General features: G+C 70.3%; 12 protein-coding genes. All 12 read left to right on the plus strand.

Features of this window, described 5'->3' with window-relative positions; translation table 11 throughout:
- Positions 1-90 precede the first annotated feature (90 nt).
- The 12 genes from dapA (at position 91) to D1J51_RS01705 (ending at position 13,798) form a co-directional block, all read left to right on the plus strand.
- Positions 91-1,068, plus strand: coding sequence for a 4-hydroxy-tetrahydrodipicolinate synthase (gene dapA, locus D1J51_RS01650; protein WP_119073417.1), 978 nt, complete (start codon positions 91-93; stop codon positions 1,066-1,068).
- 15 nt (positions 1,069-1,083) lie between these two features.
- Positions 1,084-2,760 carry a ribonuclease J gene (locus tag D1J51_RS01655; RefSeq protein WP_119073418.1) on the plus strand — a complete coding sequence of 559 codons (1,677 nt, stop codon included), beginning with the start codon at positions 1,084-1,086 and terminating at the stop codon, positions 2,758-2,760.
- Between the two features lie 3 nt (positions 2,761-2,763).
- Complete coding sequence (locus D1J51_RS01660; RefSeq protein ID WP_119073419.1) at positions 2,764-3,864, plus strand: lipid II:glycine glycyltransferase FemX; 1,101 nt, start codon at positions 2,764-2,766, stop codon at positions 3,862-3,864.
- Positions 3,864-5,480, plus strand: coding sequence for a murein biosynthesis integral membrane protein MurJ (gene murJ, locus D1J51_RS01665; protein ID WP_119073420.1), 1,617 nt, complete (start codon positions 3,864-3,866; stop codon positions 5,478-5,480). Before D1J51_RS01660 ends, murJ begins: the two co-directional genes overlap by 1 nt.
- A complete protein-coding gene (locus D1J51_RS01670) occupies positions 5,477-6,508 on the plus strand; it encodes a lipid II:glycine glycyltransferase FemX (RefSeq protein ID WP_119073421.1) in 1,032 nt (343 codons plus the stop codon). Before murJ ends, D1J51_RS01670 begins: the two co-directional genes overlap by 4 nt.
- Positions 6,509-6,732: 224 nt before the next feature.
- Positions 6,733-9,699, plus strand: a complete 2,967-nt coding sequence (locus D1J51_RS01675; RefSeq protein WP_119073422.1) for a DNA translocase FtsK — start codon at positions 6,733-6,735, stop codon at positions 9,697-9,699.
- Between the two features lies 1 nt (position 9,700).
- On the plus strand, positions 9,701-10,300 hold the full coding sequence (gene pgsA / locus D1J51_RS01680; RefSeq protein ID WP_119073423.1) for a CDP-diacylglycerol--glycerol-3-phosphate 3-phosphatidyltransferase: 600 nt from the start codon (positions 9,701-9,703) through the stop codon (positions 10,298-10,300).
- Positions 10,297-10,890, plus strand: coding sequence for a CinA family protein (locus tag D1J51_RS01685; RefSeq protein ID WP_119073424.1), 594 nt, complete (start codon positions 10,297-10,299; stop codon positions 10,888-10,890). Before pgsA ends, D1J51_RS01685 begins: the two co-directional genes overlap by 4 nt.
- Positions 10,891-11,058: 168 nt before the next feature.
- Positions 11,059-11,379: a helix-turn-helix domain-containing protein gene (locus D1J51_RS01690; RefSeq protein ID WP_119073425.1), complete on the plus strand. Its 321-nt coding sequence runs from the start codon at positions 11,059-11,061 to the stop codon at positions 11,377-11,379.
- Positions 11,380-11,514: 135 nt separating this feature from the next.
- Complete coding sequence (locus D1J51_RS01695) at positions 11,515-11,736, plus strand: DUF3046 domain-containing protein (RefSeq protein ID WP_119073426.1); 222 nt, start codon at positions 11,515-11,517, stop codon at positions 11,734-11,736.
- A 246-nt stretch (positions 11,737-11,982) separates the two neighbouring features.
- Positions 11,983-13,065 carry a recombinase RecA gene (recA, locus tag D1J51_RS01700; RefSeq protein WP_119073427.1) on the plus strand — a complete coding sequence of 361 codons (1,083 nt, stop codon included), beginning with the start codon at positions 11,983-11,985 and terminating at the stop codon, positions 13,063-13,065.
- Positions 13,066-13,069: 4 nt separating this feature from the next.
- Positions 13,070-13,798, plus strand: a complete 729-nt coding sequence (locus D1J51_RS01705; RefSeq protein WP_119073428.1) for a regulatory protein RecX — start codon at positions 13,070-13,072, stop codon at positions 13,796-13,798.
- Positions 13,799-13,827: the final 29 nt, after the last annotated feature.

Here is a 13,827-nt window from a genome sequence, read left to right on the forward strand (position 1 = left end):
CGGGTGCGCGGCGCGGGCGGACGCCTCGCCGGAGGAGAAACCCGGAGCCGGTGGGCGGAGCTTCGATGCTCGGTCCGGTACCCTGGTCAGGTGGCAATCCAGGAAAACCCCTTCGGTCAGGTGCTCGTCGCGCTCGTCACGCCGTTTCAGGCTGACGGCGAGGTCGATTGGGACGCGACCGAGAAGCACATCGACGACTGCATCGCGAGCGGCGCCGACGGCCTCGTGGTGACCGGCACGACCGGCGAGACGTCCACGCTGACCGATCCTGAGAAGATCAAGCTCGTCGAGGTCGCGAAGTCGGTGTCGAGCGGCCGCGCGAAGATCATCACGGGCGGCGGCTCGAACGAGACCGCGCACGCCATCGAGCTGTACCGGGCCAGCGAGCGGGCCGGCGCCGACGGCGTCATGATCGTGACGCCGTACTACAACAAGCCCACGCAGGCTGGCCTGCTCACGCACTTCCGCATGGTCGCCGACGCGACCAAGCTGCCGGTGATCCTGTACGACATCCCCGGCCGCACGGGCGTGCCGATCAGGTACGAGACGATCCTGCGTCTCGCGAAGCACCCCAACATCCTCGCCGTCAAGGACGCCAAGGGCGACTTCTCGGAGGTGAGCCGGGTGCTCAACCAGACCGATCTCATGTACTTCTCGGGTGACGACGCGAACGTGCTGCCGCACCTGGCGATCGGCGCCACGGGTCTCATCGGCGTCACCGCGAACATCGCCGCGGCGCCGTATCGCGCGATCATCGACGCGGTCAACGCGGGCGATCTGCACACGGCCCGCGACATGCATCAGCGGCTCGAGCCGCTCGTGCGCGCCGTCATGACGCACGTGCCCGGCACCGTGGCGGCCAAGTACATCCTGCACGGGCTGGGCCGCATCGGCAGCCCGCGCGTGCGGCTGCCCCTCGTGGGCCCGGAGGAGTGGGAGGCCGCCCTCATCGAGGACGAGCTCGCGCTCGTGGGCGACGTGCCGGGCATCGATCTCTCGAACTTCAGGCCGGACCGCAACGCGGCTGCCGGCGGTGCCCTGCCCAAGATCGCAGGCACCACCCGCTAACAATCAGGAGGCCCAGTGCCCAACCCCCCATACGCCCCTCCCGCTCTCGAGAAGGGCACCCTTCGCATCACCCCGCTCGGCGGTCTCGGCGAGGTCGGTCGCAACATGACCGTCTACGAGATCGACGGCAAGCTGCTGGTGGTCGACTGCGGCGTGCTCTTCCCCGAGGTGCACCACCCGGGCGTCGACCTGATCCTGCCCGACATCACGAAGATCGAGGATCGCCTCGGCGACGTCGTGGCCGTCGTGCTCACGCACGGTCACGAGGATCACATCGGCGGCGTGCCGTACCTGCTCAGGAGGCGCGAGGACATCCCGCTCGTGGGTTCGAAGCTCACGCTCGCGTTCGTCGAGGCGAAGCTCAAGGAGCACCGCATCCGACCGAAGACCCACGTGGTCGCCGAGGGCGACCGGGTGCAGTACGGTCCCTTCGATCTCGAGTTCGTCGCGGTGAACCACTCGATCCCCGATGCGCTCGCCGTCGCGATCCGCACCGAGGCCGGCCTCGTGATCGGCACGGGCGACTTCAAGATGGATCAGCTGCCCCTCGACGGCCGCATCACCGACCTGCGCGCCTTCGCTCGGCTCGGCGAGGAGGGCGTCGACCTCTTCATGACCGACTCGACGAACGCCGACGTGCCGGGCTTCACCCCGCTCGAGAAGAACATCGGGCCCGTCATCGAGCAGGTCATCGCGAAGACGCCGGGCAAGGTGGTGGTCGCGAGCTTCTCGAGCCACGTGCACCGCGTGCAGCAGGTGCTCGAAGCGGCGCACGCCAACGGGCGGCGCGTCGTGCTGCTGGGTCGATCGATGGTGCGCAACATGAAGATCGCGGCCGACCTCGGCTATCTGGAGGTGCCCGAGGGCGTGCTCGTCGACCTCAAGAAGAGCGGGGACATCCCCGATCACCGCATCGTCTACATGTCGACCGGGTCCCAGGGCGAGCCGATGGCCGTGCTCAGCCGCATGGTCGGCCGGGAGCACCAGGTCGAGGTGGGTCGGGGCGACACCGTGATCCTGGCCTCGAGCCTGATCCCGGGCAACGAGACCTCCGTCTACCGTGTGATCGACGGCCTCATCAGGCTGGGCGCCAACGTGGTGCACAAGGGCAACGCGAAGGTGCACGTCTCCGGTCACGCGGCTGCGGGCGAGCTGCTCTACTGCTACAACATCGTGCGCCCCAGGAACGTCATGCCGATCCACGGCGAGTACCGCATGCTGGTCGCGAACGCCGCGCTGGCGATCGAGACGGGCGTGCCGCAGAACCGCACGGTCATCGCCGAGAACGGCACGGTCGTCGACCTCGTCGGCGGCGTGGCCCGCGCGGTCGGTCAGCTCGACACGGAGTTCATCTACGTCGACGGCAAGAGCGTGGGCCGGGTGACCGACGACGACCTGCGGGACCGCCGCACGCTCGCCGAGGAGGGCTTCATCTCGGTGATCACCGTGGTCGAGCCGACGACGGCGCACATCGTGTCGGGCCCCGACGTCCACGCGAAGGGCGTGGCGGAGGACGATCACGTCTTCGACAAGATCAAGCCGCAGATCGCCGACGCGCTCGAGGCCGCGATGAAGGACGGCGTGACCGATCACCATCAGCTGCAGCAGATCACGCGCCGCACGATCGGTCGCTGGGTGGGTACGAAGCTGCGCCGCAAGGCCATGATCGTGCCCGTCGTAGTGGTGGTCTAGCCGGTGGCGGGATCCCTCCCGGGTGCCGCCGACCCGGGCGGTGCCGTGGCGCGCCTCGCGAGCGCGGCCGAGCGCGCCGACTGGGATGCGCTCGTCGCGGCGAATCCCGGCGGCGGCGAGGTCTGGATGGGCGACGCCTACCTGGGCGTGAAGCGCCGGGAGGGCGGCTACCGCGACCATCGCGTGGTCGTCGACCGGCCCGGGCGCGGGCCCGTGGCGGTGGGTGCGCTCGCGAAGCGCGTGCCGCTGCTGGGGGAGTGGTGGCACCTGCCCGCCGGCCCGGCCGGCGAGGACGCGGCGGCGGTGCTCGAGACGGCCACGGCGGTGGCGGAGCTCGCTCGCTCTCGCGGCGCGTTCCTGCTGAAGATCGAGCCGCGCCTCGGCCCCGGCGCCCGCGACGCGATCCGGGCAGCGGGATACCGCGACACGGTGCGCATCATCCCGAATCCGTCGACGGTGATCGTCGACCTCGGCGGCCCGGACCGCTCCGAGGAGGAACTCCTCGCGGGGCTCGGCAAGAAGGCCCGCAACTCGATCAGCCGCGCGCGCCGCGACGGCATCGAGGTCGCCCGCGCGCCCGCCACCGACGAGAACTGCGCCGCGCTCTACGCGCTGCTGCGGGAGACCGCGGAGGGCCGCTTCGTGCTGCGCTCCGAGGGCTACTACCGCGAGTTCTGGCGGGCCTTCGAACGGGCCGGATCCGGTCAGATGTTCCTCGCGCGCCGCGGGGGGCAGCTGATCGCGGGCGCCTTCGCCATCGCGCTCGGCCGCAAGACCACCTACAAGGACGGCGCCTCGGTGCGCGCCAAGACCGCCTACGGCGCCTCGCACGCGCTGCAGTGGGAGGTGATCCGCTGGGCGCACGAGCGCGGCGCGGTCTCCCACGATCTGTGCGGCGCCCCGCCCTCCGATCGCGCGGACGATCGGGAGCACCCGCTGTACGGCGTGGGCCAGTTCAAGCGCTCCTTCTCCGCCGAGATCACCGACTACGCCGGCGCCTTCGACCTGCCGCTCGCGCCGCGGGCGTACGCCGTGTGGACCCGGCTGGGGGACCGGGTTGCGCGGCGCTGGTCGCTGACCGTGCGGAAGGATCCGTACTACTGATGGCCGCGGGACTCATGCGCGCGAGCGCGGTGATGGCCTCCGGCACGATGGTGTCGCGCATCCTGGGCCTCGTGAAGGCGGTGCTGCTGGCGTACGCGATCGGCTCGGTCGGTTCGGTGTCGGCCGACGCGTTCCAGAACGGCAACCTGCTGCCGAACACGCTCTACATGATCCTGCTCGGCGGCATGCTCAACGCCGTGCTCGTGCCGCAGATCGTGAGGGCGGCGAAGAACCCCGACGGCGGCGCCGGCTACATCAACAAGATCCTCACGCTCATCTCGGTGGGCATGTTCACGATCACGGTGCTCGCGATGCTCGCTGCGCCGTGGATCGTCTGGCTCACCGCTGTGGCCTGGACGCCCGACCAACTCGCGCTCGCGACCGCCTTCGCCTACTGGTGCCTGCCGCAGATCGTCTTCTACGGGCTCTACACGGTGCTCGGCGAGGTGCTCAACGCTCGCAGCGTCTTCGGGCCGTTCACGTGGGCCCCCGTGCTCAACAACGTGATCGCGATCGCCGGCATCGTCGTGTTCATCGTGCTGTTCGGCGCCGACCCCGAGGGCGGGCGCACGGTGTTCGAGTGGGATCCGCTCTCGATCGGCGTGCTCGCCGGCAGCGCGACGCTCGGCGTCGCCGCCCAGGCGCTGATCCTGTCCGTCTCGTGGCGCAAGGCGGGTCTCCGCTACCGCCCCGACTTCGCGTGGCGGGGCATGGGGCTCGGCCGCACGGCCCGCATCGCCGCCTGGAGCCTCGCCACGATCACGGTCATGCAGCTCGGCGGCTTCGTCACGAACAACATCGTCGCCACCGGCAGCGGCGTCGGCCCGTCGACGAGCGCCATGGCCAACGTCTGGCTCATCTTCATGATGCCGCACTCGGTCATCGCGGTCTCGCTCGCGACCGCCTACTTCACCCGTCTCTCCGAGTGGGGGCAGACCGGCCGCATGGCCGAGTTCCGCGAGGACTTCTCGGCCTCGGCGCGTCAGATCTCGCTCGTCATGGTGCTCGCGGCGACCGCCGTCTTCGCCGCGGCGCCGTTCGTGGCGCGCATCATCAACTTCGGCGCCACGCAGATGCAGGTCGACCAGTTCTCCGCCGCACTGCAGGCGTACATGGTGAGTCTCGCGGCCTACAGCTTCCTGTTCATCGTGCAGCGGGCCTTCTACGCACTCTCGGATACGCGCACGCCGTTCGTGTTCACGACGGTGCAGATGGGCATCGTGGTCGCGCTGTCGCTGCTCCTGCTGCTGGCCCCGAGAGAGCTCAGGGGCATGCTGTTCGCGCTCGTGTGGTCGTTCGCGACGATCGCGCAGGCCCTGCTCGCGACCTGGCTGCTGCGCAGAAGGATCGGCTCGATCGACGGGCGCCGCATCGCGCAGAGCCTCGTCAAGTTCGTGCTCGCCGCGGTCCCGTCTCTCGTTCTCGGCCTGCTCGCGGCCTGGGCGGTGCGGCTCTGGGCCCCGGTGCAGGGGGCGGGCCTCGCGATCCTGTTCGCCGGCATCGTCGCGGTTGCGGTGAGCCTCGTCTACCTCGTCGCGCTGAAGCTGCTGCGCTCGCCCGAGCTGGCAGAGCTCACCGGCTTCATCTCCCGCAGACTCGGAAGGAACCGCTCGTGACACTCACCGTGACGCCCTGCGTCGATCGCGCCGTCTGGGACGAGACCGTGCAGCGGCTCGGCGGGCATCCGCTGCAGCTGTGGGGATGGGGCGAGCTCAAGTCGGCGCACCGCTGGAGCGCGGAGCGCGTGATCGTGCGCTCGGGATCCGGACCCGCCGACCCCGTCGTCGGCGCCTGCCAGCTGCTCACCCGCGCGCTGCCGGGCCCGCTCGGCGGCTTCGTCTACGCGCCCCGCGGGCCGGTGCTCGCGCGTTCGGAGGCGGATCCGGATCGCCCCGCCGCCTCTTCGTCGCCCGCCGAGGTCGCCGACGCGGTGGCCGCGTACGTGCACCGCTCCCGGCGGGCGGTCGCGGTGTCGATCGAGCCCGACGAGGACGCGGGATCCTTCCCGCTCGGCGGCGGGTGGCGCGAGGCCGGGACGCCGGTGCTGCCCGCGCGCACGCTGATCCTGGACCTGCGCCGCTCGGAGGACGAGCTGATGGCCGACATGTCGAAGAAGCACCGGCAGTACGTGCGCAAGGCGGGGCGCGAGGAGTCGCTGTCGATCCGTGAGGTCTCGACGCCGGATGAGCTCGACGCGTGCCTCGAGGTCTACCGCCGTACGAGCGAGCGCGCCGACTTCGGGCTGCACGAAGACTCCTACTACCACGACGCCTTCACGATGCTGGGGGAGGACTCGCCCGTGTGGGCGGCGTACGTCGAGGACCGGCCGGTGGCGTTCCTGTTCATGGCCAAGTCGTCGCGCACGGCCTTCGAGCTCTACGGAGGCATGGACGAGACCGGGCAGCGCCTGCGCGCCAACTACGCGCTGAAGTGGCACGTGATCCGGCACATGAGGTCGATCGGGGTCGAGCGCTACGACTTCGGCGGGCTCATCAACGACGGCGTGACCACGTTCAAGAAGGGCTGGGCGTCGCACGAGAACCTGCTCGCGGGGTCGTGGGACCGGCCGGGCCCCGGCTACAGGATCTGGGCCGAGGGCCTGCCGATCGCGAAGAAGATCGTGCGGGGGCTGCGGCGGCGCTGAGGTCCGCGCCGTCCGCCCTGCTCCTCCTTCCGCTCCCGTTCCAGGCCCCGCCCTCGCTTCGCCCCGGCCCCGGCTGGCTGCCTCGCCCCGGCCCCGGCTGGCTGCCTCGCTCCCCGTCCTCATGGATTGACAGCTGCGAACGAAGCAACGGGGGCGGGCACGGGAAACGGGGGTGCTCGGAGCGTCACCTCGCGAATGTCGCGGGTCGAACGTACCCTGTGAGTATGGCCAGTAAAGCTTCGTCGCGCGAAAAATCGGGCAGAACCGCGGCGCGGCGTGCCCGTTCCACGGGCGCCCGGGCGACCGCATCCGCGGGTTCGCGTACCACGGCGAAGACCAGGGTGCTCGCGGAGCCGGAGCCCACCGAGGGCGTGATCGGACGCGCCTGGAACGGGCTCGCGCACGGCGTCGGCGCCGCCGCTCGCGCCTTCCGCGTCGAGCCCCTTGCACCGGAGGACCGCCGCGACGGCATCCCGATGCTCCTGGTGCTGCTCGCCCTGATCGGCGCGGTGGTCGAGTGGTTCCTCATCGGGCAGCCGGTCGCCGTGCAGCTCGACGCCTGGACCTTCGGCGGCCTGCTCGGCCGTGTGGCGTTCGGCCTGCCCATCGTCATGGTCGGCTTCGCGATGTGGCTGTTCAACCACCCCTCGAGCGTCAACGACAACCGCCGCATCGCTATCGGCCTGTTCCTCGCGATCATGAGCGTCTCCGGCCTCACGCACATCTACGGCGGTCAGCCCGTTCCCCGCGACGGCATGCCCGCCCTGGCCGAAGCCGGGGGGCTGCTCGGCTGGATGATCGGCACCCCGCTGCTCTTCCTCACCGTGTGGGCGGCCACGCCCGTGCTGTCGCTGCTGCTGCTGATGTCGGTGCTGATCGTCACGAAGACGCCGCCGGGGCGCATCGCCCGCCGCCTGCGCGAGGCGTACGCGTTCCTCTTCGGCGTGGCCGAGGGCGGGGAGGGCGACGCCGGGCCCGCTGAGCCGGCGGCCTCGAAGAAGAGCCGCCGATCGCGCAAGGACGGCCAGGAGCCGCTCTTCGACCTCGAGGATCAGGAGGGCGACGGATCCGCCGTGCCCTGGTGGCGTCGCACCGAATCGGGTCGCGAGGAGGCCCCGGAGTACGCGGGCGATCGAGAGGCCCTTGACGGGGCGCTCGGAGCAACCGAGTCCGAGGCGCAGGCCGACGGCGCTTTCGAGTCCGCGCTCGCTCCCGAGGCGCCGACCGGGGCGTTCCCCTCCGATCTCCTCGACGAGCTCGACCAGGCCGAGGCCGCGGTGCGAGCCGCGGGCGGGGCCCACGGCTCGGGGCTGGGCGACGATTCGTGGGACGACTTCTCGAACGCCGGCGAGTCGGAGCCGGCCGGTGCGAGCGGCGCCGCCCCGACGACGCCCTTCGCGGTCGCACCACCGCACGACCCCGCCGCGAGCCGGGCCGAATATCGCCTGCCCGATCAGACGACGCTCTCCACGGGCGACGCGCCCAGGACCCACACCGAGGCGAACGACCAGATCATGGCCGCGATCGCCCGCGTCTTCGAGGAGTTCAAGGTCGACGCCCGGGTCACCGGCTTCTCCCGAGGTCCCACCGTCACCCAGTACGAGGTGGAGCTCGGGCCCGGCGTCAAGGTGGAGAAGGTCACGGCGCTCTCCAAGAACCTGTCGTACGCGGTGGCGTCGAACGAGGTGCGCATCCTCTCGCCGATCCCGGGCAAGAGCGCCATCGGCATCGAGATCCCCAACAAGGATCGCGAGAACGTGGCCCTCGGCGACGTGCTGCGTTCGAGCAAGGCCCAGCGCAGCCCGCACCCCATGACCATCGGCGTCGGCAAGGACGTGAAGGGCGGCTTCGTCGTGGCGAACCTCGCCAAGATGCCGCACCTGCTCGTGGCCGGCGCGACCGGTTCGGGCAAGTCGAGCTTCATCAACTCCATGATCACGAGCCTGCTCATGCGGGCGACCCCCGCCGAGGTGCGCATGGTGCTCGTCGACCCGAAGCGGGTGGAGCTCACGGTCTATCAGGGCGTGCCGCACCTCATCACCCCCATCATCACGAACCCCAAGAAGGCGGCCGAGGCGCTGCAGTGGGTCGTGAAGGAGATGGACATGCGCTACGACGACCTGGCGAGCTTCGGCTTCCGCCACATCGACGACTTCAACGAGGCCGTGCGCTCGGGGTCGATCGTGCTGCCGCAGGGCAGCCAGCGCGTGCTCAAGCCGTACCCGTACCTGCTCGTGGTGGTCGACGAGCTCGCCGACCTCATGCTCATCGCGCCCCGAGACGTGGAGGACTCGATCCAGCGCATCACGCAGCTCGCCCGCGCCGCGGGCATCCACCTCGTGCTCGCCACGCAGCGCCCCTCGGTCAACGTCGTGACCGGCGTGATCAAGTCGAATGTGCCGAGCCGCTACGCCTTCGCGGTGGCCTCGGGCACCGACTCGCGCGTCATTCTCGACGAGGTGGGCGCCGAGCGCCTGATCGGCCAGGGCGACGGACTGATGCTGCTCAACGGCGAGTCAGCGCCCATGCGCGTGCAGGGCGCCTGGGTGAACGAGTCCGAGATCGCCCAGGTGGTCAAGCACGTCAAGGCGCAGGCGCAGCCCGAGTACCGAGCCGATGTCGCGCAGGCGGCCGAGAAGAAGGAGATCGACGAGGACATCGGCGACGATCTCGAGGTGCTGCTCGCGGCGATCGATCTCGTGGTGACATCGCAGTTCGGGTCGACCTCGATGCTGCAGCGCAAGCTGCGCGTCGGCTTCGCGAAGGCCGGCCGGCTCATGGACCTCATGGAGTCCCGCGACATCGTCGGGCCCTCCGAGGGTTCCAAGGCGCGCGATGTGCTCGTGACGCCCGAGCAGCTGCCCGAGGTGATCGCGCGTGTCAAGGGCGGACCCTCGTCGCAGGCCCCGCCCGCTCCGCCCGCCCGGCCTGCTCCGGCCGCACCGGCCGCACCGGCCGAGCGGATGCAGCGAGGAGCGACGCCGTCCGCGCCGCAGGCGGGTCCCGCTGACGCCGCGGATACGACGGTCCTCTCCGGCGACAGCCCGACCGACGTGATCGAGCCGCTCGCGACCTCCGACGGGCTCGGCGACGACCGCTACGACGATCCCGTCGCCAAGTACCGGGCCGGCCTCGAGGAGGTCGACGGAGACGACGACGAGGACGCCTGGCAGCTGACGGGGCGGGACTGAGATGACGAGCGGGCAGCAGGGCGCGACGAAGCCGAGCAACTGGAACGCGCCCAACATCATCACGGGCGTGCGCATTCTCGCGACGCCGTTCTTCGTCTGGATGCTCCTCGCCGACGGCGGCGAGAACGGAGCGCTGCGCTGGGCCGCCGCGGTGTTCTTCGTGGTGGCCATCGCGACGGACGCGTGGGACGGGCACATCGCGCGATCCCGCGGTCTCATCACCGACCTGGGAAAGCTGCTCGATCCGATCGCCGACAAGTTCCTCACCGGAGCGGCGCTCGTCGGTCTGTCGATTCTCGGCGAGCTGCCGTGGTGGGTGACCGTCGTCGTTCTGGTGCGGGAGATCGGCATCACCGTCCACCGCCTCATGATCGTGCACGACGTCGTGGTCGCGGCGGCCTGGATGGGCAAGCTGAAGACGGTCGCGCAGTCCGTCGCCATCACGCTCGCGCTGCTGCCGCTCGCGAGCGTGCTCGGCCCGGCCGCGCCGCTCGCCTACTGGGCGAACGTCGTGACCATGACCGCCGCGGTGCTGCTGACCGTCCTGAGCGGAATCGACTACATCCTCGCCTTCGTGCGCGGGCGCCGGGGAACGCGATGACCGCCTCCGGTTCCGGCGGGCCGAGTCGGCTCGAGGAGCCGGGTGCGGGCGGCGAACCGGGCGTTGCGCACCGAGCGGCGGCCGCCGCCGCGATCGAGTGGGCGGCGGCGCGCGGGCTGCGGATCGCCGTCGCCGAATCGCTCACCGGGGGGATGCTGGTCGACGCACTGGTGGCCATCCCCGGCGCGTCCCGCGCTCTCTCGGGCGGGATCGTCGCCTACGACACGTGGTTGAAGCGGTCGCTCCTCGGGGTCGATCCCGAACTGCTGCGCGACAGGGGCCCGGTGGACGAGTCGGTGGCGAGGCAGATGGCCTCCGGGGTGCGTTCGGCGTGCGCGGTGCCGCGAGCACCCGGCTCGACTCCGCTGCCCGCCGATGTCGGCATCGCGACGACCGGAGCGGCCGGTCCCGATCCGGATCCGCAGACGGGGCAGCCGGCCGGTACGGTCTGGATCGGACTGAGCACGGGTGAGCGCACGTTCGCTCGGCGCTTCATGCTGCCGGGAGATCGAGCCGAGATTCGAGAGGCCGCGGTGCACGCGGCCCTCGACATGCTGACCCTCGAGATATCGGAACTCACCCAAACTTGAGTCTGATTCGCTCAAGTTCAGAGAAGTTTCAGGAATAGCCACGCGAGTCCCGGGGTTACTCCCAGTGACATCGATCAGACTGAAACGGTGTTCCCGCAGCGGCAATCCCGCTTGCGAGCGGGTATGGTGGAAGCACGATCCCGGTCGTGCGAGTGAAGGAGGGGCTACATGGTGCTGATGCGTCAGGAGATCGGCGACGTGCTCCGCGACTTCCGTTTGCAGAAGGGCCGCACGCTGCGCCAGGTCGCTGGAGAGGCGAGCGTAGCGCTGGGGTATCTGAGCGAGGTCGAGCGCGGGCAGAAGGAGGCGTCGAGTGAGATTCTCGCCGCGGTTGCCGACGCGCTGGACACTCCGCTCTCGGTGATCATGGGCGAGGTGAGCGAGCGTCTGGCAGTAGTCGAGGGCCTCTCGGTGCCGCTGGCCAATCGCGTTCCCGACACGATTCCTGCGGACCTGGTTTCGGACTACGCGCCCGAGTTGGTGTCGTAACCCGGTGCGACGAGCAGGCTTCCGCGCGCGCGCCGCGCGGTTCGAGCGCCCGGCCCTCGCGGTCCGGGCGCTTCGCCGTTTCGGGGCGAACGCCGAGGCGGCGCGGCCGCCGCGGAACGGGGAAGCGGCGACTCCATGCGGTTGAGCGAGTTCCGCCGCGCGTGCATCGCGGAGTTCGGCGCCGACTACGCGGGCGTGCTGTTGCGGGATCACTGGCTGGTGGCGCTCGACGGAACGGCGAACGAGGCGCTCGAGCGCGGCGTCGCGGCGCACGTGGTGTGGGATGCGCTCTGCGTCGACCTCGGCGTCCCCGAGCAGCGCCGCCACGGTCGTGGTCTGCGCGACCCTCGCGACTGATGCGCGGAATCGCGCGACACGCCAAGGGGTGTTCGAAGATGTGTTCGAAAAGTGCTACCTTCGTGCACAGGTGAGTTGATTCGCTCTTTCACCCACAGATTTGCCGTCCGGCGCGTCAGTGTCGGTGGTTTCTTCTAGGGTGTGAAGCAATCGGCCACCGCGCCTTGTCCGCCCTCACGGGTCAGGACAGTCGGTAGGCAGCAACCCGGCGGCGTGGCCGCGCACATGACGAAGGAGAGCAGGACCATGGCAGCACCCAAGGATCGCGAGAAGGCGCTCGAGGCCGCACTCGCGCAGATTGATAAGAACTTCGGCAAAGGGGCGATCATGCGTATGGGCAGCGTCGAGCGCGCTCCCGTCGAGGTGATCCCCACCGGCTCGGTGGCGCTCGACGTGGCGCTCGGCATCGGCGGCCTTCCGCGCGGTCGCATCATCGAGATCTACGGCCCCGAGTCGTCGGGCAAGACCACGCTCACGCTTCACGCGATCGCGAACGCCCAGCGCGCGGGCGGCATCGCCGCCTTCATCGACGCGGAGCACGCGCTCGATCCCGAGTACGCGAAGAAGCTGGGCGTCGATATCGACGCGCTGCTCGTCGCGCAGCCCGACACGGGAGAGCAGGCGCTCGAGATCGCCGACATGCTGATCCGTTCCGGATCGGTCGACCTGGTCGTCATCGACTCGGTGGCGGCGCTCGTGCCGAAGGCCGAGATCGACGGCGAGATGGGCGACAGCCACGTCGGCCTGCAGGCCCGGCTCATGTCGCAGGCCCTGCGCAAGATCACCGGCAGCCTCAACGCCACGAAGACCACGTGCATCTTCATCAACCAGCTGCGCGAGAAGGTCGGGGTGTTCTTCGGCAGCCCCGAGACCACCTCCGGCGGCAAGGCGCTCAAGTTCTACGCCTCGGTGCGGCTCGACATCCGCCGCATCCAGACGCTGAAGGACGGCACGGACGCGGTGGGCAACCGCACTCGCGTCAAGGTGGTCAAGAACAAGATGGCCCCGCCCTTCAAACAGGCCGAGTTCGACATCCTCTACGGAGTCGGCATCTCGCGCGAGGGCTCGCTGATCGACTACGGGGTGGAGCAGGGGCTCATCAAGAAGAGCGGCGCCTGGTTCACCTACGACGGCGATCAGCTGGGGCAGGGCATGGAGAACGCCCGCCGCTTCCTCATCCAGAACCCCGATATCGCGACGGAGATCGAGGAGAAGATCCTCACCAAGCTCGGCGTGAACGGGCGCGGCGAGGAGACGGCGCCGGAGACCGGGACGGCCGAGGCCCCGGTCGTCCCGATGAGCAGCCCGCAGCAGCGCGCGAGCGCCTAGCGCCGTGGCGGTTCGGTTTCTGCCGGCTCCCGGGGAGCGTCCCTCGGAAACGGCGTCCGATCGGGGCGACCTCGCCGAGGTCGTCGAGTTGCGTTCGCGACTGAAGCGACACGGACGGGGCGCACCGGAGGGGTCGGCGGCGGAGGGGGCGGCACCGGAGGGCTCGGCGGCGGAGGGGACGGCATCGGAGACGGAGGAGCCTCTCGCCGCAGGGGACGCCTCTGCAGCGGCGGAGGGGACGGAGGAGCGTCCGTCCGCGAGCGCGGACGGCGTTCGCCTCCTGGCCCGCCGGGCTCGGTCGAGCGGGGAGCTGCGAGACGAGCTGCTGCGTCTCGGCCACGGGGTCCACGAGGTCGAAGACGTGATCGCGGAGTTCGAGAGCGCTCGCTATCTCGACGACCTCGGTCTGGCGCGGCTGCTCACCGAGAAGCTGCGCGGCGCCAAGCGCGCGAGCCGAGCGCAGATCCGGGTCAAGCTGCGGGAGCGCAAGCTCCCCGACCCGGCGATCGAGGAGGCGCTGGGCGAGCTCGACGTCGACGAGGAGTTCGCGCTGCTGCGCGAAACCGCTCGGGCACGCGCCGCCAAGCTCGAGGGCCTCGATCCTCAGGTCGCGGAGCGCCGGCTGCTCGGCTTCCTCGCCCGACGCGGCTGGTCCGGCGAGCCCGCGATGCGTGCGGCCCGTGAGGCGCTCGACGCTGCCTCGCGTCCCCGCTCCGGCGTCCGCTTCCAGTGAGCTCCGGCGGTACGCCGGTAAACTGGTGC

It is taken from the genome of Leucobacter sp. wl10 (assembly GCF_003569785.1).
Lineage (GTDB): Bacteria > Actinomycetota > Actinomycetes > Actinomycetales > Microbacteriaceae > Leucobacter.